This is a genomic window from Streptomyces graminofaciens (assembly GCF_030294945.1).
GTDB classification, from domain to species: domain Bacteria; phylum Actinomycetota; class Actinomycetes; order Streptomycetales; family Streptomycetaceae; genus Streptomyces; species Streptomyces graminofaciens.
Genome location: NZ_AP018448.1, coordinates 6,445,330 through 6,464,492 on the forward strand (window position 1 = coordinate 6,445,330; position 19,163 = coordinate 6,464,492).

Genomic DNA, 19,163 nt, shown 5'->3' on the forward strand with positions numbered 1-19,163 from the left:
TACTCAATTAGTGAAAGGGTGGTTGTTCGAGTGGTCGAGTACCGCATCGACCGGCGCAGCGGTGTCGCCACCTATGTGCAGATCGTCCAACAGACCAAACAGGCCCTGCGGATGGGCCTGTTGGAGCCCGGGGACAAGCTCCCCACGGCCCGAGAGGTCGTCGAGGCCACCGCCATCAACCCGAACACCGTGCTGAAGGCCTACCGCGAGCTGGAGCGCGAGGGCCTGGTCGAGGCCCGCCGCGGCCTCGGCACGTTCGTACGGAGGTCGCTGGGCACCACGCCCGCCGACTCCCCGCTGCGGACGGAGCTGGACGCGTGGGCCGTGCGGGCCCGGGAGACCGGGCTGGAGCGGGACGACGTGGAGGCGCTCTTCACATCCGTGCTGGACCAGCACTTCAAGCAGGACTTCGAGCAGGACTTCGAGCAGAACACCGAGCAGGACACCAAGCAGAAGTTCAAGCAGAACTTCGAGCAGGACGACCACAAGCAGGACCACAAGCAGGACATCAAGGGGGACGAGGCATGACCGGCATCGCCATCGAGGCGGCCGCGCTCGGCAAGAGATTCGGGTGGCGGCGGAACAGCTGGGCGCTGCGCGAGTGCACGCTGCGACTGCCCGCAGGGCGCGTCTGCGCGGTCGTCGGGCCCAACGGCGCGGGCAAGTCGACGCTCCTGGCCCACGCGGCCGGGCTGCTCGCCCCCACCGAGGGCACGATCAGCGTGCTCGGCACGACCCCGGCGGCGGCCCGCGAGCGCATCGCCTACGTCGCCCAGAACAAGCCCCTCTATCCACAGCTGACCGTCGCCGAGACCCTGCGCCTCGGCCGTGAGCTGAACCCCCGGCGCTGGGACGCGGCCGTCGCCGAGCGCGTGGTGGCGGAGGGCGACCTGGCGCCGAACGCCAAGATCCGCTCCCTCTCCGGCGGCCAGCGCACCCGGGTCGCGCTCGCCCTCGCCCTCGGCAAGCGCCCCGAACTGCTGCTCCTGGACGAGCCGATGGCCGACCTCGACCCGCTCGCCCGGCACCAGCTGATGGGCACCCTCCTCGCGGACTCCGTCGAGCACGGGACGACGGTCGTGATGTCCTCCCATGTCGTCGCCGAACTGGAGGGCTCCTGCGACCACTTGTTCCTGATCGGCGCCGGCCGCGTCCGCCTCGCGGGCCCGCTGGACGAGCTCCTCGCCGCGCACACCCTGGTGACCGGCCCCGCCGGTGACCTCACCTCGCACACCGTCGTCGAGTCCCGTACGACGGGTCGTCAAGTCACCGCACTCGTAAGGCCGCGGGGCCCGATCGGCGGCGGCTGGCAGACCGCCGAGCCGACACTGGAGGAGCTGGTGCTCGCGCATCTGCGGGCGCCGGGGGCGCCTGCGCTGATGCTGGTCGACACTGACACCGACACCGACACCGACACCGACGCCGACACCGACGCCGACGCCGACGCCCGGGAGGCCGCCGTATGAGCACGCTGACCGCGACGCGTGTCGAGGCACCGGCCCACCCGGTGAGCCCGGCCCGGGGCCTGATCAGGGCCGTGTTCCGTCTGCATCAGGCCGCGCTGTGGTTCTGGGCGCTGCTGGTGGTCCTGATCGCCGGCGCGCTCCTGTGGGCCGCCGGACCGGGGCTGGACGCGGCCTGGGCCGAGTATCTGAGGAGTGACTGCGCGAGAATCGACTACTGCGAGACGGGCCCGGCGTACAACCGCTACGGCACGGCCGTCTCCCTCGGCACCGCCGTCCTCATCATCGCCCCGCTCCTGGTCGGCGCCTGGGCCGGCGGTGCGCTGATCGCCCGCGAGCTGGAGCTCGGCACCGCCCGGCTGGCCTGGACCCAGTCCGTCACCCCGACCCGCTGGCTGGCCGCCAAGCTCGCCGTCCCGGGCGCGGTGATCGTCTCGGGGACGGTCCTGCTGACCCTGCTGCACCGGCTGGTGTGGGCGCGGGAGACCGAGCTGCGCAGCGCGCTGGCGACACGGGACTGGTTCACCGCCACGACCTTCGCGGCCAACGGCACCCTCGCCACCGCCTACGCCCTGCTCGGCCTGGCCGTCGGTGTCCTCGCGGGCCTGCTGCTGCGCCGCTCGCTGCCGGCGCTCGGCCTGGGCGCCCTCGGGACGGGCGTCGTCATGGCCGCGCTCCGGTTGAACCGGCATCGCATGTGGCCGGTCGAAACCAGCACCTCGAAGACCCCGAAAGATCTGTCGTTGACGGGTGACCTCGTCGGAAACGGCCTCATCACCGCCTCGGGCGAGCGGTACGGGAACCTCGCGTGCGAGGAGGTCGACTGCGGCAGGAAGGACGTCGTCGGCTACTACACCGAGTTCCACCCCTCCTCCCACTTCTGGCCCATGCAGCTGGTGGAGACGGGCATCGTCCTCGCCCTCGCCGCCGCGCTGGTCCTGGGCTCCTTCTGGCTGCTGCGCCGCCGGACGGGAGGCGCCGGATGACCACGGCCACGGCCGCCCCGCGCGGCGGCCCGCGCCTCCGGGGTCCGGTCTGGACCGTGCTGCGCGTGCACCGCTCCGCCCTGCTGGTGTGGGCCGCGTTCATCCTGCTCATGGTCGGGTGGACGCTCTGGCTGCAGTTCAGCACGGAGGCCGCGGTGCGCGCGGAGAAGGCCTCCTGCGGGCCGCCGGGGTGCAAGGATTTCGAGGCCATGTTCGCCTACTCCCAGGGCATGGACATGGTCGGCACCCTGATCGCCTACTCCTCCTGGAGCGTGGCCGCCTGGGCGGGGGCCGCACTGACCGGCCGCGAGCTGGAGCAGGGCACGGCCCGGCTGGCCTGGACCCAGTCCGTCACCCCCGTCCGCTGGCTCACCACCAAGCTCGCGGTGCCCGCCGTGGTGCTGATCGTCGGCACCACCGCCCTGTCCCTGCTCTACCGCTGGGCCTGGGGACGGAACCGCGACCTGATGGGCGACGACTGGCACGTCACCGAGCCGTTCCTGAACCGGGGCCCCGCGGTCGTGGCGTACGCCCTGTGCGGGCTGGCCGTGGGCGCGCTGGCCGGCCTCGCCCTGAGGCGGGCGCTGCCCGCGCTGTGCGTCGCCGCCGGGTTCATGGCCTGGTTCCACGCGTACCTGACCAGCCACACCTCGGGGACGATGGCGAACGAGGAGCATTCGGCGTCCGGCTATTGGCCGCTGCACCTCATGGTCACCGGCATCGTCCTCACCGTTGCCGCCCTCGCCACCGCCGCCGCCTTCTGGACCCTGCGCCGCCGCATCCGCTGAGACCTCCCGACCGGCATGCCCCTCCTACGGGGGGAGGGGCGTGCCAAAGGCGTACCCGGGGCGTATCCGGGGCGTACCCGGGCCCTCCGGTGGCTCCCTGAAAACCCCGCGAGCCTCCCCCAGATATCCCGCACGTAAGGTCGCCGTAACCGGCGATTCAGACGGCCTTGCGACGCTTCGGCAATGAACCCCGTCGTGCCCGAGCCCTCGCCACCCCCACGCAACGGCCCTCGCAGCGGGAAGAGCGCGGGGAGCGGCGACCATGCCGCCGATGTCGTCGCCAGGATCGACGCGGACATCGCCCAGAACGCCACCGCGAACGCCACCTCGAAAGTCGCCGCGCTCCCACCAGCCCTGTCCGACGCGCCTGTAATGCTGGCAGCGCGGAACAATGGTCCTATGAGCCAGTCCAACGCCCAGGCGCCCCAGGTCCAGCACGCTCAGCCCTCCGTGGGCTCGATAGCCGCGCATCGCCCGCACACGGTGTCCGCGGTGGTCTCCGACCTGGAACCCGACATCGACGCCGACCTCGACGCCTACGAGGAGGCCCCGTACGACGGCGCCGAGCTGCCCCAGGGCCGCTTCCTCGACCGGGAGCGCAGCTGGCTCGCGTTCAACGAGCGCGTCCTGGAGCTGGCCGAGGACCCGAACACCCCGCTCCTCGAGCGGGCCAACTTCCTGGCGATCTTCGCCAGCAACCTGGACGAGTTCTTCATGGTCCGGGTGGCCGGTCTGAAGCGCCGTATCGCCACCGGCGTGGCCACCCGCTCCGCCTCCGGGCTCCAGCCCCGCGAGGTACTGGAGATGATCTGGGCCCGCTCGCGCGAGCTCATGGCCCGGCACGCCGCCACCTTCCACGAGGACATCGCCCCGGCGCTGGCCGAGGAGGGCGTGCACCTGGTCCGCTGGAGCGAGCTGACGGAGAAGGAGCAGGCCCGCCTGTTCACCCTCTTCAAGCACCAGATCTTCCCGGTCCTCACCCCGCTGGCCGTGGACCCGGCCCACCCCTTCCCGTACATCTCCGGCCTGTCCCTGAACCTGGCCGTGGTCGTGCGGAACCCGGTCTCCGGCCACCGCCACTTCGCCCGCGTCAAGGTCCCGCCGCTGCTCTCCCGCTTCCTGGAGGCCTCTCCGAACCGGTACGTGCCGATCGAGGACGTGATCGCGGCGCACCTGGAGGAGCTGTTCCCGGGCATGGAGGTGCTGGAGCACCACACCTTCCGCCTCACCCGCAACGAGGACCTGGAGGTCGAGGAGGACGACGCCGAGAACCTGCTCCAGGCCCTGGAGAAGGAACTCATGCGGCGCCGCTTCGGGCCGCCGGTGCGCCTGGAGGTCGAGGAGTCCATCGACCAGTACGTCCTCGACCTGCTGGTACGGGAGCTGAAGATCTCCGAGGCCGAGGTGTACCCGCTGCCGGGCCCCCTCGACCTCACCGGCCTCTTCGGCATCTCCGGTCTCGACCGGCCCGAGCTGAAGTACCCGAAGTTCATCGCGGGCACCCACCGCGATCTGGCGGAGGTCGAGTCGGCGTCGCCGCCCGACATCTTCGCCGCGCTGCGCGAACGGGACGTCCTGCTCCACCACCCGTACGACTCGTTCTCGACCTCCGTGCAGGCCTTCCTGGAGCAGGCGGCGGGCGACCCGGACGTCCTCGCGATCAAGCAGACGCTGTACCGCACCTCCGGCGACTCCCCGATCGTCGACGCGCTCATCGACGCGGCCGAGTCCGGCAAGCAGGTCCTCGTCCTCGTCGAGATCAAGGCCCGCTTCGACGAGCAGGCCAACATCAAGTGGGCCCGCAAGCTGGAGGAGGCCGGCTGCCATGTCGTCTACGGCCTCGTCGGCCTGAAGACCCACTGCAAGCTGTCCCTGGTGGTCCGCCAGGAGGGTGACACGCTCCGCCGCTACAGCCACGTCGGCACGGGCAACTACCACCCGAAGACGGCCCGTCTGTACGAGGACCTGGGCCTGCTGACGGCGGACCCGCAGGTCGGAGCCGACCTCTCCGACCTGTTCAACCGCCTGTCGGGCTACTCGCGCCGCGAGACGTACCGCCGTCTCCTCGTCGCCCCCAAGTCCCTGCGCGACGGTCTGATCGCGCGCGTCAACAAGGAGGTCCAGCACCACCGTGCCGGACGTCCCGCGTACGTCCGTATCAAGGTCAACTCGATGGTGGACGAGGCGCTCATCGACGCCTGCTACCGGGCCTCGCAGGCCGGGGTGCCGGTCGACATCTGGGTGCGCGGCATCTGCGCCGTACGCCCCGGCGTCACGGGCATGTCGGAGAACGTCCGCGTACGGTCCGTCCTCGGCCGCTTCCTCGAACACTCCCGGATCTTCGCCTTCGGCAACGGCGGCGAGCCCGAGGTGTGGTTCGGCAGCGCCGACATGATGCACCGCAACCTCGACCGCCGGATAGAGGCCCTGGTACGGGTCACCGACCCGGCCCACCGGGCGGCCCTCAGCCGTCTGATGGAGACCGGTATGTCCGACACGACCTCCTCCTGGCACCTGGGCCCGGACGGCGAGTGGACCCGGCACTCGACCGACGCCGACGGCCAGCCCCTGCGCAACGTCCAGGAGATGCTCATTGACGCCCGGAGGCGCCGGCGTGGCACAGCAACACCTTGACCACACGAACACCGCGACCGTGTCCGCGGACGCCCTCGCCGGGTATCTGCGGACCCAGGCCACGGAGTTCCTCCGCGCGCTGCGCACCCATCGGGAGACCGGTGGGGGCGCGGCAGGCGGAGCCGAGGAGTCGGCCGACGCGGCGCTCGCCCTGCGCCGCTCGGCCCGCCGCATCAGCGGCACGCTGCACACGTACCGCCCCCTCCTCGACGCCGACTGGTCGGAGTCCATCCGCCCCGAACTGGCGTGGCTGTCGGGCACGTTGGGCAGGGAGCACGCGTACGCGGCCCGCCTGGACCGCCTGGTGACGGCCCTGAACCGCCTGTCGGGGGCGACGGCGGTCCCGGCCCAGGCGGTCGGCGCGACGATGGGCGGCCGTTTCGCCGCCGCGCCCGCCACGGGCGGCCGTGCGGCGGCCGGTTCCGGCCCGGGCGCCCGTGCCAACTCCGCACCCGCTGCGGGCAGTCGCCTTGCCGGGGCGGAACCCGGCAAGGCCGGCCCAGGTCCCCGTCCCACAGCGACCCCGGACCGCGGAAACCTGACCATCGGCGCGGCCAAAGCCGGCGCCCTGCTCGACCGCCAACTCACCCTCGCCCGCACCCGAGCCCACTCCGCCGCCCTCCAGGCCCTCGGCTCGTCCCGCTTCCACGCGGTCGCGGACAGCGTCGCCGTGCTGGCCAGCGAGGTCCCGCTCGCTCCCACCGCCGCCACGACGGACCTCCGCGCCCTGGCCGCCGCCGCCCACGAACGCCTCTGCGACGCGGTCACCGGCCTGCCCCTGCTCACCGCCGGCCACCCCTACAACGCCGAGGCCCTCATCCACGGACTCTCCCCCGACACCGCCCCGCACCCCCAGGACGCCCCCTGGCACCAGGTCCGGCTCCTGCTCCGGCTGCGCCGCTACGCCCTGGAGGTCCTCCACCCCGAGGCGGTCCCCGTGGACGTACGCCTCCTCGCCGCGGGCGAGGCCCTCAACCGTCACCGTGACGCCTCCGAGGCGGCCTCGGCGGCAGCGGCGGCGGCCCGCACCCCGCGCATCGCCCCGGCGACGGCCTACGCCCTCGGTGTCCTGCACGCCGACCAGCGCCACGAAGTGGAGGCAGCCCGCTTCGCGTTCCAGCAGTCCTGGCAGAAGGAGGCGGTGAGTACGTCGTGACCCACCACACCGACACCACCCTGGTACTCGCGGCGGGCTGCGTCCTGTGGCGCCGCTCCCCCTCGGGCGAGGGCGTCGAACTCGCCCTGGTCTTCCGCCCGAAGTGGTCGGACTGGTCCCACCCCAAGGGCAAGCTCAAGCGCGGCGAGGACCCCCGGCACGGAGCCGTACGAGAAGTCCTCGAAGAGACGGGCATGACCTGCTCCCTCGGCCCCGAACTCCCCACCACCCACTACATCGACGCCCAGGGCCGCCCCAAACAGGTCCGCTACTGGTCCGCCGAGGCGACCGACGGCGCCTTCACCCCCAACCGCGAGGTCTCCCGCCTGAGTTGGCTCTCCCCCGAGAGCGCCACCCAACACCTCACCCACGAACGCGACCGCGCCCTGGTCACATCCTTCCTGCACACGTTCCACCGGGCCGGCCTGGAGAACTGACCGTCAGAAGTACGCCAGGATCCCCCGCCTCGAATCCCCGCCTCGAATCCCCGCCTCGAACCCCCACATCGCATCCCCGCCCCGAACCCCCGCCTCCGCATCCCCCGAACCCGCCCGGTTGCCCCCACCCCGAGATGCGAGCAGACTGACGAATAAGAGGATTTATACCTCAACGGGGTTTTCTCTCCGGGGCAGCGCTCCCTGACGCCGTGACGTCTCCGGCCAGGACGGGGCCATGCCCGTGAGAACAGCCACGCCCATGGGAAGAGGCGAGTGCGATGTCACGTCAGTACTACCAGCGTGGCAACCTCGTCGAGGCGGAAGAACTCGACGACGTCGTCGCGGTGAAGGTGGAAGCGGGCGGCCTCGAAGCGGCCGACGCGGAGGCCCGCTTGGGCACGAGCGCGCTGGGAACGATGCGTGAGGCGGGCGTCGACGACGAGACCGCCGACGCCTTCACCCGCGCCAACTGGGTCTTCGTACGGCCGAACGAGCGCACCCTGGAGGCGCTCACCACCGGCGCCGACATCTCCGGTACCGAGACGGCCGGCAAGGTCGTCCGCCGGCCCAACGGCAGGATCGGCATCGCCACCGACATGCTCAGCGTCCAGCTGAAGCCGACCCTCTCGGAGCAGGAGGCCGAGCGCGAACTCGCAGCGGCGGGCCTCAGCGTCATCAACAGGCTCGGCTTCGCGAAGAACCTCTACGAGGTGCGCACCACCGCCGCCGCGGACGCCCTCGCCGCCTCCGTGGAACTGCACGACAACGACCGGTTCGTCTTCGCCGAGCCCTCCTTCGTCGAGCACGTCCCCACCCGCTTCCACCCCGCCGAGCCCAAGTACGCCCGGCAGTGGCAGTGGAACAACACCGGCTCCGACGGCGGCACGGCGGGCGCCGACGTCCACATCGAGGACGCCTGGGACAAGGGCTTCGGCCGCGGCATCCGCGTCGCCGTCATCGACAACGGCTTCGACGTCCGGCACGAGGACCTCGCCGCCGGCCTGGACCCGGGCTCGGGCTTCTACAGCGACGGCGTGGTCGGCACGACCTTCACCCAGAACACCGACGGCATGCCCGACAGCAACCACGGCACCTTCTGCGCCGGCCTCGTCGGCGCCCGGCACGGCAACGGCAAGGGCGGCGTCGGCGCGGCCCCCGAGTGCGACCTGATGCTGCTGGCCTGCCTCGGCGACCAGGTCGGTACGCAGACCACACTCGCCCGGGCCGTGGCGTACGCGGCGGTCCCCTCCACCGAGGACGGCATCGGCGCGCAGGAGGGCGCGGACATCCTGGTCAGCAGCCTGGGCCCGAACGGCGCGGACTGGGACCTGACCGACACGCTCGACCTCGCCCTGCGCTTCGCCGCCACGGAAGGGCGGGGCGGCAAGGGCCTGCCGATCTTCTGGGCGGCGAGCAACGGCGAGAACGTCGACATCCTCAAGGACGAGGTGGTCTCCCACCCGGACGTGATCGCGGTCGTACGGTCCAACAACAAGGACCGCGAGGACAACGCGGCCCGCGGCTCCGAGGTCGAACTGATCGCCCCCGGCGTCAACGTCTTCAGCACCACCTCCGGCGGCGGCTACGGCGCGAGCACCGGCACCAGCTTCGCCGCCCCCTGCGCGGCGGGCTGCGCCGCCCTCGCCCTCGCGGCCAAGCCCGGTCTGACCCGCGATCAACTCCGCTCGGTCATGCACCAGTCGGCCGATCACATCGGCGGCCCCGGCGTCGTCTACGACAGCGACGGCCACAACGACGACTACGGCTTCGGCCGGGTCAACGCCGCCCAGGCTGTCGCGCTCGCCGCCCTGGTGTGACGGGCGGGTGACGAAGACATGAGCGAGCAGAGCGACACGGCCGACGTGAACAACACGGCCGAACCCCCGGCGATCCTCCGCTGCCACGTGGTCGCGGAGGACGCCGAGGCGCTGCGGAGGTTCATCGGGGAGACCCGGCCCGACACCGGCTGCCGCCCGGTCGCCCGGCCCACCACGACGGGCCTGGGCCTCGACCTCTACTTCCGCCAGGACCAGCTCGACTCGGCCAGGTCGGCCAGGTCGGCCCCCCAGGTGAACATCACCGCGATCGAGAACATCACGGAGAACTGGCAGGCCAGAAAGCGGGAGATCGGCGAGGGCGACCGCTTCGCGGCCAGGGGCGCCATCCCCCGCGGACTCGGCCGCAAGGAGTGACCCCACGCCCCCCAACCCCCCATTCCCCGCGACCCGCGACCCGCGCCCGGACGGAGCCACCGTGTACCTCAACGTGGCCGAGATCGAATCGGCGATCACCAACCTGCACGCCGCCTACCCGACGACGGCGGAGATCCTCGTCCCGCCCCACCCCACCCACGAGGGCCGCACCGCACGACTGCTGCGGATCGGCTCCCGGCCGGCCGACCAGGTGGACGGCATCCTGGTCCTGGGCGGGGTCCACGCCCGCGAGTGGGTACCGCCCGACGCGCTGATCTCACTCGCCGCGGACCTGCTGGAGGCCCACAGCCTGGGCACCGGCCTCGGCTACGGATCGACGTCGTACACGGCCGCCCAGGTCACGCACGTCATCGAGAACGTCAACCTGTTCCTGTACCCGTGTGTGAACCCCGACGGCCGCGCCTTCAGCCAGACGACGGACGCGATGTGGCGCAAGAACCGCCGCCCGGCCCCGGCCGGCCCCGGACACGGCAGCCCGTTCTGCACGGGCGTGGACCTGAACCGGAACTTCGACTTCCTGTGGGACCACATCGCCAAGTTCGCGCCCGACGCGGACGTCCACACCTCCGACAACCCCTGCGACCGGCAGACGTACCGGGGCCCGTCGGCCGCCTCGGAGCCCGAGACCCGCAACGTCGTCTGGGCGCTCGACACCCACCCGCGCATCCACCGGCTCGTCGACGTGCACAGCGCCGTACCCGTGATCCTGCACAACTGGGGCTCCGACCAGAACCAGTCCAGCAGCCCGGCCGACAACTTCCGCAACCCAGCCCTCGACGCCGTACGCGGCCGCAAGGACGACGACACCGGCGAGTTCATCCCCCACGAGGACCTGAAGACCGCCGTCGACCTGGCCGAGCGCATGAACGACGCGGTACGCGCGGTGCGCGGCGTCGACTACGGGGTCGAGGCGGCGTACGGCCTCTACCCCACCTCCGGCACCAGCGACGACTACGCCTACAGCCGCCACTTCACCAGCCCGGCCACCACCAAGACCCTCGGCTGGACCATCGAGTGCGGCAACACGTTCCAGCCGCCGTACCCGGAGGCCGAACACATCATCCGCGAGGTCTCGGCGGCCCTCCTGGCCCTCGCCCTCGACGCCCGCTGAACCGTACGAGCCGGAGCCGTACGAGCCGTACGAGCCGTACGAGCCGTACGGGGCTCAGGCGCCCTCCGCGTGCCCCGCCGCGTCCGCCCGCGCCAGGCTGCGCGCTCTGCGCGCCGGTCCCCGCCATCCGCACGTGCACCTGGCCACACAGAACCGGCCCTGCTCGACGGTCGTCGTGCGGTGTTCCGGCGTGAATACGGACTCGTCGCGCTGCGCCACACCACAACGTTACCCAAGGCAAGCACCGCATCCATCAGCCATGCATCGTCGTTAGCCGGACGGCAGGAGGACGATCCGGGACGGACCGGTCAAGGGGGTCGGCAGGCGATGGTGGCGCGGCGGCACGGCAGGACGGGCGCGGCGCTCGTCGCGGCGGGACTCGCGGGTCTCATGGCCTGCTCCAGCGGCTGTTCGGCCACCGGCACCACCGACGACTTCCTCCCCACCGACCCCGTCGAACTCCTCCGCCGCGCCGCGCCCACCCTCGTCCGCGCGGGCAGCTCCAAGGCCCGTACGGAGATGGAGATGGCCACCGGCGGCACCCGCGTCACCATCCGCGGCGAGGGCGTCTACGACTACGGCCACCAACTCGGCCGGCTGAGGGTGCTGCTGCCGCAGGACCCGGCCGGAACCAGCGAGCACCGGCCCATCACCGAACTCCTCGCCCCGGGCGCCCTGTTCATGAAGAACCGCGGCGCCGGGGTCCCCGCCGACAAGTGGGTCCGCGTCGACACCGCCACCCTCTCCGACGGCAACCTGGTCACCGGCGGCGCCACCGACCCGTTCACCGCCGCCGAGGTACTGCTCGGCACGCGTGAGGCGGAGTACATCGGCGAGACCGAGATCGACGGCACCTCCGTGCGCCACTACCGCGGCACCGCCGACCTGACCGCCGCCGCGCGCACGGCCACCGAGGGCAACCAGGCCCCCCTGCGGGCCGCCGCCAAGGGCTTCGCGACCTCGGAGGTCCCCTTCGACGCCTACCTCGACGACCAGGGCCGCCTCCGCAAGGTCCGCCACCGCTTCAGCTTCGTCAACGGCACCCGGGACGGCACGATCGCGGTCACCTCGACGACGGTCCTGTACGACTTCGGGGTCCACGTCACCGTACGACTGCCTAGGTCGCGGGACATCTTCGCCGGGCGGATCGCGGCGGACTAGGGGGTGTGCGGGAAGCCGGGGGCGGGTGCCCGGGGCCGGGGCGCGCCGGACGGGGCGGGCGCCGCGGGTGCGGGGCCGGAAATGGTCCGAAGGTGCCATGCGCGGCCTGTGGGCCCCTGCCTACCCTAGGAAGTCGGTGACGGCGGAGAAGAGGTGATGCGCGTGGCTCCGGCAGGCGGTACGGCGGTTCAGGACCACGTGGCCCTCGCCGAGATCGAACTGTGCGGCGACCTGATCATCGCGGCGTCGACCGCCGACGAGGACCGCCTCAGCCCGGACCGCATCGACGAGGTGCTGAGGGTCTGGGAAGAGCGGACGGCCCCCACCGAGGGGTGAGGGCCGTCTGAGGCAGCCGCCGGGGGCAGCGACCGGGGGCAACCGCCGGGGCAACCGCCGGGGGGACTGGCTGAATATCGACCCCGCCGACCCGGCACTCAGGTCCGCAGCAACCGCCCGATCGCCTTCGTGGCCTCCTCCACCTTCGCATCGATCTCGGCACCGCCCTTGAGGGCCGCGTCGGCGACGCAGTGCCGCAGGTGCTCCTCCAGGAGTTGCAGCGCGAAGGACTGCAGGGCCTTGGTGGAGGCGGAGACCTGGGTGAGTATGTCGATGCAGTAGACGTCCTCGTCGACCATCCGCTGCAGACCTCGGATCTGACCCTCGATACGGCGCAGCCGCTTCAGGTGCTCGTCCTTCTGGTGGTGATACCCGTGGATTCCACGGTCGTGGTCGGTCACCACCGTGTCGTTCGCCACCGTGTCGGCCGTCTCCTCAGTGGTCGTCATCCCGTCCTCCCACAGACGTCTCCGCCATATACCCCAGGTAGGTATATGGTAACGAACTTTGCTGGGTAAGCGCCTAGTGACCGACTCCCCCGGACGCCCCTGTGCGGATCGCGAAAGCTCATAGGTGACACTGGGGGGCGGCCCATTAGCCGTGGCCGGATGATGCGCCTAGCATCAGCCTGACCGAACCCCATGCATACCGAGGACCCCAAGTGCGCTTTCGTCTGACCCCCAGGGAGACGAGCTTCTATGACATGTTCGCCGCATCCGCGGACAACATCGTCACAGGCTCGAAGCTCCTCATGGAACTGCTCGGGGCGGACACTTCCGCCCGGGCCGAGATCGCAGAGCGTATGCGGGCCGCGGAACACGCCGGTGACGACGCCACGCACGCGATCTTCCACCAGTTGAACTCCTCGTTCATCACGCCGTTCGACCGCGAGGACATCTACTCCCTCGCGTCCTCCCTCGACGACATCATGGACTTCATGGAGGAGGCCGTCGACCTGGTCGTCCTCTACAACATCGACGAACTGCCCAAGGGCGTCGAGCAGCAGATCGAGGTCCTGTCGCGGGCCGCCGAGCTGACGGCTGAGGCGATGCCGAACCTCCGCACGATGGACAACCTCACCGAGTACTGGATCGAGGTCAACCGGCTGGAGAACCAGGCCGACCAGATCCACCGGAAGCTTCTCGCGCACCTCTTCAACGGCAAGTACGACGCCATCGAGGTGCTGAAGCTCAAGCAGATCGTGGATGTGCTGGAGGAGGCCGCGGACGCCTTCGAGCACGTGGCGAACACCGTGGAGACCATCGCGGTCAAGGAGTCCTGAACCCTTCATGGACACCTTCGCTCTGGTCGTGACCATCGGGGTCGCGCTCTTCTTCACGTACACCAACGGCTTCCACGACTCGGCGAACGCGATCGCGACGTCCGTCTCGACGCGCGCCCTGACGCCGCGCGCGGCGCTGGCGATGGCCGCGGTGATGAACCTGGTCGGCGCCTTCCTGGGCAGCGGCGTCGCGAAAACGGTCAGTGAGGGCCTGATCGAGACCCCCGAGGGCTCGAAGGGGATGGGCATCCTCTTCGCGGCCCTGGTCGGCGCGATCACCTGGAACCTGGTCACCTGGTACTTCGGCCTCCCGTCGTCCTCCTCCCACGCCCTGTTCGGCGGCATGGTGGGCGCGGCGCTCGCGGGCGGTACGACGGTCTACTGGTCCGGCGTCCTCGACAAGGTCGTCATCCCGATGTTCGTGTCACCCATGGTCGGCCTGGTCGTCGGCTATCTGGTGATGGCGGCGATCATGTGGCTCTTCCGCCGCGCCAACCCGCACAAGGCGAAGCGCGGTTTCCGTATAGCGCAGACCGTGTCGGCGGCGGGCATGGCCCTCGGACACGGTCTGCAGGACGCCCAGAAGACGATGGGCATCGTGGTGATGGCCCTGGTCATCGCGGACGTCGAGGACTACGGCGACCCCATCCCGGTCTGGGTGAAGATCGTCTGCGCGGTCATGCTGTCGCTCGGTACGTACGCGGGTGGCTGGCGCATCATGCGCACGCTCGGCCGGAAGATCATCGAACTCGACCCCCCGCAGGGCTTCGCCGCCGAGACGACCGGTGCGTCGATCATGTTCATCACGGCCTTCATCTTCAAGGCGCCCATTTCCACGACCCACATCATCACCTCGGCGATCATGGGCGTGGGTGCGACAAAGCGGGTGAACGCGGTCCGCTGGGGTGTCGCCAAGAACATCATCCTCGGCTGGTTCATCACGATGCCGGCGGCGGCGCTGGTCGCCGCGACCAGCTTCTGGATCGTCAACCTGGCATTCCTGTAGACCGCGAGAGGTCTCGGGTGGGTGTCCACCCACCGGATCCGACAACGGGCCCATCCACCGGAACAGAAAACGGGCCCGCCCCCCGGGAGCCAGGGGGCGGGCCCTTTACCTACCTCGCGGTGGCACCGCCATGCAGCACCGCGAGGAGTCCTGAAGCGACGGCCTAGCCGAAGCGCCCGGAGATGTAGTCCTCCGTGGCCTGCACCGACGGGTTGGAGAAGATCCGCTCCGTGTCGTCGATCTCGATGAGCTTGCCCGGCTGACCGACCGCGGCGAGGTTGAAGAACGCCGTACGGTCCGACACGCGCGCCGCCTGCTGCATGTTGTGCGTCACGATGACGATCGTGAAGCGCTCCTTCAGCTCACCGATGAGGTCCTCGATCGCGAGCGTCGAGATGGGGTCGAGGGCGGAGCAGGGCTCGTCCATCAGCAGCACCTTCGGCTCGACCGCGATCGCCCGGGCGATGCAGAGCCGCTGCTGCTGACCACCCGACAACCCCGAGCCCGGCTTGTTCAGCCGGTCCTTCACCTCGTTCCAGAGGTTCGCGCCCTTGAGCGACTTCTCGACGATGACGTCCAGCTCGGACTTCTTCTTCGTGCCGACCAGCTTCAGCCCCGCCGCCACGTTGTCGTAGATCGACATCGTCGGGAACGGGTTCGGCCGCTGGAAGACCATGCCGACCTCACGCCGCACGGACACCGGGTCGACCCCGGCGCCGTACAGGTTCTCGTCGTCGAGCATGACCTTGCCCTCGACGCGGCCGCCCGGCGTGACCTCGTGCATCCGGTTCAGGGTGCGCAGGAAGGTGGACTTGCCGCAGCCGGAGGGGCCGATGAAGGCGGTCACGGTGCGGGGCTCGATGGCCATCGAGATGTCCTCGATGGCCCGGAAGGAGCCGTAATAGGCGTTGAGGCCGCTGACGTCGATTCGCTTGGCCATGTGGATCACTGCTTCTTTCGCGAGGAATTCGCGGGGAATTCGCGGGGAACTGGTCGCTGTATGGCCGCGTCAGCGACCGGTCTTCGGGGCCTTCCAGCGGGCGATGCCGCGGGCCGCGAGGTTCAGGATCATGATGAAGGCGATGAGCGTCAGGGCTGCCGCCCAGGCACGGTCGTACGCCGCACCGGAACCGCCGCTGTTCGCGTACTGCAGATAGATGTACATCGGCAGCGACGCCTGCGGGTCGGAGAAGGGGTTCGCGTTGATGAAGTTCGAACCCCACACCAACAGCAGGACCGGAGCGGTCTCACCGGCGATACGGGCGACCGCGAGCATCACACCTGTCGTGATACCCCCGATGGCGGTGGGCAGTACAACCTTCAGGATCGTCCGCCACTTCGGCACACCCAGCGCCAACGAGGCCTCGCGCAGCTCGTTCGGGACGAGCTTGAGCATCTCCTCGGTGGAGCGGACGACGACCGGCAGCATCAGGATCGTCAGGGCCATCGCGCCGGCGAAACCGGAGGGGCCCATGTCCAGGAGCAGGATCCAGGTGCTGAGGATGAACAGACCCGCGACGATCGACGGGATGCCCGTCATGACGTCGACGAAGAAGGTGACGGCCTTGGCGAGCCTGCCGCGGCCGTACTCGACGAGGTAGATCGAGGTCAGCACACCGATCGGCACGGAGATGGCGGTGGCGATGCCGACCTGCTCCAGGGTGCCGAGGATGGCGTGGTAGATGCCGCCGCCGGGCTCGGTGTCGGCGACCACGCCCATCGAGTGGGTGAGGAAGTAGACGTCGAAGACCTTCACACCGCGGCTGAGGGTCTCCCAGACGAGGGAGGCCAGCGGGACGACGGCGAGGAGGAACGCGACCCAGACGAGGCTGGTCGCCAACCGGTCCTTGGCCTGCCGGCGGCCCTCGACCTTCGCGGCGATGCCGTACGAGCCGACGACGAAGAGGAGGCCGGCGATCAGGGCCCACTGGATGGAGCTGTCGAGGCCGGCCACCGCGCTGATGCCGAGGCCCAGGGCGACCGAGCCGACGGCGACCGCCCACGCGAACCACTTGGGCAGGTGCGCGGCGCGCAGACTGCTCGGCTGCTTGGCAGACTTGTCGGCGAGGCTTGTGTTGCTCATGCGTTGGCCCCCGAGAACTCCTTGCGGCGGGCGATGATCAGCCGGGCCGCGCCGTTGACCAGCAGGGTGATGACGAACAGGACCAGACCGGACGCTATGAGGGCGTCCCGGCCGATCTCGGTGGCCTCGCTGAACTTGCTGGCGATGTTCTGCGCGAAGGTGCCGCCGCCCGGGTCGAGCAGGCTGAGGTTGATCTCGAAGCTGGAGGACAGGACCATCGCCACGGCCATGGTCTCGCCGAGCGCGCGGCCGAGGCCGAGCATCGAGGCCGAGATGACACCGGAGCGCCCGAAGGGCAGCACGGCCATCCGGATGACCTCCCAGCGCGTGGCGCCGAGGGCCAGGGCGGCCTCCTCGTGCATGCGCGGGACCTGACGGAAGACCTCACGGCTCACGTTGGTGATGATCGGCAGGATCATGATCGCGAGCAGGATGCCGACGGTGAGCATCGAACGGGGGGCGCCGCCCTGCCATTCGAAGACGCCGGTCCAGCCGAGGTAGTCGTTCAGCCAGCCGTAGAGACCGCCGAGGTGCGGTACGAGGACCAGGGCGCCCCAGAGGCCGTAGACGATGGACGGCACGGCGGCGAGCAGGTCGACCACGTACGCGATGAGGCCGCCGAGCTTGCGCGGGGCGTAGTGCGTGATGAACAGGGCGATGCCGACGGCGACCGGGACCGCGATGGCCATGGCGATGACCGACGAGACGATCGTGCCGAAGGCGAGGACCGCGATGCCGAAGACCGGCGGGTTCGCGGTGGGGTTCCACTCGAAGGTGGTGAAGAAGTTGGCCTCGTCCTTGCTGATCGCGAGTGCGGCGCGGTAGCTGAGGAAGACGGCGATGGCCGCCATCAGGGCGAGGAGGAAAATACCGGAACCCCGGCTCAGGCCGAGGAAGATCCGGTCACCGATGCGGGTGGCGCCGGGCGCGGCTGCCTGCCCCGCGGCATCGGAAGACGGTGGCGTGGGGGGAGGGACGGTGTCTTTTTTCGTAGATATGTCCATCAGGTTCTCCGGTCTGCGGAGCCGACGCAATGCGGGCGGCGGCTCGGGTCGGAGTCGCCCGCGATCGGCGGGCGGGACTCCTGGCGGCGGTGCACCGGACGGTGCGGCCCACCCGGTGGGGGTGGGCCGCACTCAGGTCAGCTCAGTTCCGAGATGGTGGAACGGACCTTGGTGATGATCTCCTCGGGCATCGGGGCGTAGCCGGCCTCGGAGAGCAGCGCCTGGCCGTCCTCGGACGCGATGTAGGTGAGGAAGGACTTGGTGGCGGGCAGGGTCTCCGCCTTGTTGCCCTTGTCGCAGACGATCTCGTACGTGACCAGGGTGATCGGGTAGGCGCCCTCGGCCTTCGGCGTGTAGTTCAGCTTCAGGGAGAGGTCCTTGCCGGTGCCCACGACCTGGGCCTCGGAGATGGCCTTGGTCGCGTTCTCGACGGTCGCCTTGACCGGCTCGGCGGCCTCGGTCTTGACGTCGACCGTGCTGATGCCGTCCTTGGCGTAGGAGAGCTCCATGTAGGAGATCGCGCCCTTGGTCTCCTTCACGCCCTGCGCGACACCGGAGGAGCCCTGCGCGGACTGGCCGCCCTTGGCCTGCCAGGCCTTGCCGCCCTCGTACTTCCAGTTGTCGGGGGCCGCGGCGATGAGGTACTTGGTGAAGTTGTCCGTGGTGCCGGACTCGTCCGAGCGGTGGAAGGCCTGGATCTTGAGGTCGGGCAGCTTCGCGTCGGGGTTGAGCGCCGCGATGGCCTTGTCGTTCCAGTTGGTGATCTTGCTGTCGAAGATCAGGGCGAGGGTCTTGGCGTCCAGGACCAGGTTCTCGACACCCGGGACGTTGTAACCGACCGCGATCGGGCCGCCGACCATCGGCAGGTCGATGCCCTGGCCGCCGTCGCAGACCTCCTTGGAGGCCGTGACCTCTTCCGGCTTCAGCGGGGAGTCGGAGCCGGCGAAGGCGACCTGGCCCTGCGTGAACGCGGTGATACCGGCGCCGGAGCCGCTGCCCTTGTAGTTGATCACGACGCTCTTGCAGCTGGTCTGGTACTGCTTCACCCAGGCGTCGATGGCGTTCTTCTGCGCGGAGGAGCCGTCGGCCAGCAGCTGGCCCTTGGCGTCACCACAGTCGACCTTGCTGCCGGCGGACGCCGTGCTGTCACCCGAGCCGCTGCTCGTGCCGCCGGTGTCGTCGGAGCCGCAAGCCGTCAGGGCCAGGGCGCCGGTGACGGCGACAGCACCGAGAGAAAGGGCGCGCAGCCGGTTCTTGCGCTGAAGCTTCACTTTCGGGGGTTCCTTCCAGTAGCCGCCGTCCACGTGGCGGCGTGCGAAGTCGTCGTGTCAGTCATCGCGATGCCGACCTGAACGGCACCCCTCAGACTGCTGTCGCCGCAGGACGGATCAACCCATTTGGATCCGATCCCGCACCGTGTAAGGCCGAAATTAGGCAGATCAGGTGAAGCGGCCGATGGACGGAAGTGAACGGCGAGTGAACCCCTGCCGACAGTGCGGTGAG

General features: G+C 70.1%; 18 protein-coding genes and 1 pseudogene. 14 read left to right on the forward strand and 5 right to left on the reverse strand.

Features of this window, described 5'->3' with window-relative positions:
• Positions 1-30: 30 nt before the first annotated feature.
• From SGFS_RS27760 to SGFS_RS27815, 12 genes and pseudogenes are all read left to right on the forward strand, one after another.
• A pseudogene (locus SGFS_RS27760) lies at positions 31-408 on the forward strand (GntR family transcriptional regulator); the annotation flags it as partial.
• 116 nt (positions 409-524) lie between these two features.
• A complete protein-coding gene (locus SGFS_RS27765) occupies positions 525-1,466 on the forward strand; it encodes an ABC transporter ATP-binding protein (RefSeq protein WP_286254304.1) in 942 nt (313 codons plus the stop codon).
• Entirely contained in the window at positions 1,463-2,449 is a 987-nt protein-coding gene (locus SGFS_RS27770) for an ABC transporter permease (protein WP_286254307.1), read from the forward strand. Before SGFS_RS27765 ends, SGFS_RS27770 begins: the two co-directional genes overlap by 4 nt.
• Positions 2,446-3,237 (forward strand): ABC transporter permease, encoded by a 792-nt coding sequence (locus tag SGFS_RS27775; RefSeq protein WP_286254309.1) that lies wholly within the window; start codon positions 2,446-2,448, stop codon positions 3,235-3,237. The genes SGFS_RS27770 and SGFS_RS27775 overlap by 4 nt, the downstream gene beginning before the upstream one ends.
• Before the next feature lie 399 nt (positions 3,238-3,636).
• Positions 3,637-5,871, forward strand: coding sequence for an RNA degradosome polyphosphate kinase (locus SGFS_RS27780; protein WP_286260091.1), 2,235 nt, complete (start codon positions 3,637-3,639; stop codon positions 5,869-5,871).
• Positions 5,852-7,027 carry a CHAD domain-containing protein gene (locus SGFS_RS27785; RefSeq protein WP_286254311.1) on the forward strand — a complete coding sequence of 392 codons (1,176 nt, stop codon included), beginning with the start codon at positions 5,852-5,854 and terminating at the stop codon, positions 7,025-7,027. Before SGFS_RS27780 ends, SGFS_RS27785 begins: the two co-directional genes overlap by 20 nt.
• Complete coding sequence (locus tag SGFS_RS27790) at positions 7,024-7,464, forward strand: NUDIX hydrolase (RefSeq protein ID WP_286254313.1); 441 nt, start codon at positions 7,024-7,026, stop codon at positions 7,462-7,464. The genes SGFS_RS27785 and SGFS_RS27790 overlap by 4 nt, the downstream gene beginning before the upstream one ends.
• Before the next feature lie 278 nt (positions 7,465-7,742).
• Positions 7,743-9,281 (forward strand): S8 family serine peptidase, encoded by a 1,539-nt coding sequence (locus SGFS_RS27795; protein ID WP_286254315.1) that lies wholly within the window; start codon positions 7,743-7,745, stop codon positions 9,279-9,281.
• A gap of 18 nt (positions 9,282-9,299) precedes the next feature.
• Entirely contained in the window at positions 9,300-9,656 is a 357-nt protein-coding gene (locus tag SGFS_RS27800) for a hypothetical protein (protein ID WP_286254316.1), read from the forward strand.
• Between the two features lie 61 nt (positions 9,657-9,717).
• Complete coding sequence (locus SGFS_RS27805) at positions 9,718-10,788, forward strand: M14 family metallopeptidase (protein WP_286254317.1); 1,071 nt, start codon at positions 9,718-9,720, stop codon at positions 10,786-10,788.
• Between the two features lie 327 nt (positions 10,789-11,115).
• Positions 11,116-11,949, forward strand: a complete 834-nt coding sequence (locus SGFS_RS27810) for an SCO4651 family lipoprotein (protein ID WP_286254318.1) — start codon at positions 11,116-11,118, stop codon at positions 11,947-11,949.
• A 156-nt stretch (positions 11,950-12,105) separates the two neighbouring features.
• Positions 12,106-12,285: a hypothetical protein gene (locus SGFS_RS27815; protein ID WP_286254319.1), complete on the forward strand. Its 180-nt coding sequence runs from the start codon at positions 12,106-12,108 to the stop codon at positions 12,283-12,285.
• A gap of 98 nt (positions 12,286-12,383) precedes the next feature.
• On the opposite strand, the gene SGFS_RS27820 is transcribed toward SGFS_RS27815, so the two are convergent.
• Positions 12,384-12,734 carry a metal-sensitive transcriptional regulator gene (locus SGFS_RS27820; protein WP_286254321.1) on the reverse strand — a complete coding sequence of 117 codons (351 nt, stop codon included), beginning with the start codon at positions 12,732-12,734 and terminating at the stop codon, positions 12,384-12,386.
• 212 nt (positions 12,735-12,946) lie between these two features.
• Here SGFS_RS27820 and SGFS_RS27825 point away from each other — a divergent pair, with 212 nt between their 5' ends.
• Both SGFS_RS27825 and SGFS_RS27830 read left to right on the forward strand, forming a co-directional pair.
• A complete protein-coding gene (locus SGFS_RS27825) occupies positions 12,947-13,567 on the forward strand; it encodes a DUF47 domain-containing protein (RefSeq protein WP_286254323.1) in 621 nt (206 codons plus the stop codon).
• Positions 13,568-13,574: 7 nt separating this feature from the next.
• A complete protein-coding gene (locus tag SGFS_RS27830) occupies positions 13,575-14,573 on the forward strand; it encodes an inorganic phosphate transporter (RefSeq protein WP_286254325.1) in 999 nt (332 codons plus the stop codon).
• Positions 14,574-14,736: 163 nt separating this feature from the next.
• On the opposite strand, the gene pstB is transcribed toward SGFS_RS27830, so the two are convergent.
• The 4 genes from pstB to pstS form a co-directional block, all read right to left on the reverse strand.
• Positions 14,737-15,513 carry a phosphate ABC transporter ATP-binding protein PstB gene (gene pstB / locus SGFS_RS27835; protein ID WP_286254326.1) on the reverse strand — a complete coding sequence of 259 codons (777 nt, stop codon included), beginning with the start codon at positions 15,511-15,513 and terminating at the stop codon, positions 14,737-14,739.
• Positions 15,514-15,582: 69 nt separating this feature from the next.
• Complete coding sequence (gene pstA / locus SGFS_RS27840) at positions 15,583-16,656, reverse strand: phosphate ABC transporter permease PstA (RefSeq protein ID WP_286254327.1); 1,074 nt, start codon at positions 16,654-16,656, stop codon at positions 15,583-15,585.
• The gene (gene pstC, locus SGFS_RS27845) at positions 16,653-17,660 is read right to left on the reverse strand and encodes a phosphate ABC transporter permease subunit PstC (protein WP_286254329.1); all 1,008 of its coding nucleotides are present in this window, start codon (positions 17,658-17,660) and stop codon (positions 16,653-16,655) included. Before pstC ends, pstA begins: the two co-directional genes overlap by 4 nt.
• Positions 17,661-17,797: 137 nt before the next feature.
• Positions 17,798-18,931, reverse strand: a complete 1,134-nt coding sequence (pstS, locus tag SGFS_RS27850; protein WP_286254331.1) for a phosphate ABC transporter substrate-binding protein PstS — start codon at positions 18,929-18,931, stop codon at positions 17,798-17,800.
• Positions 18,932-19,163: the final 232 nt, after the last annotated feature.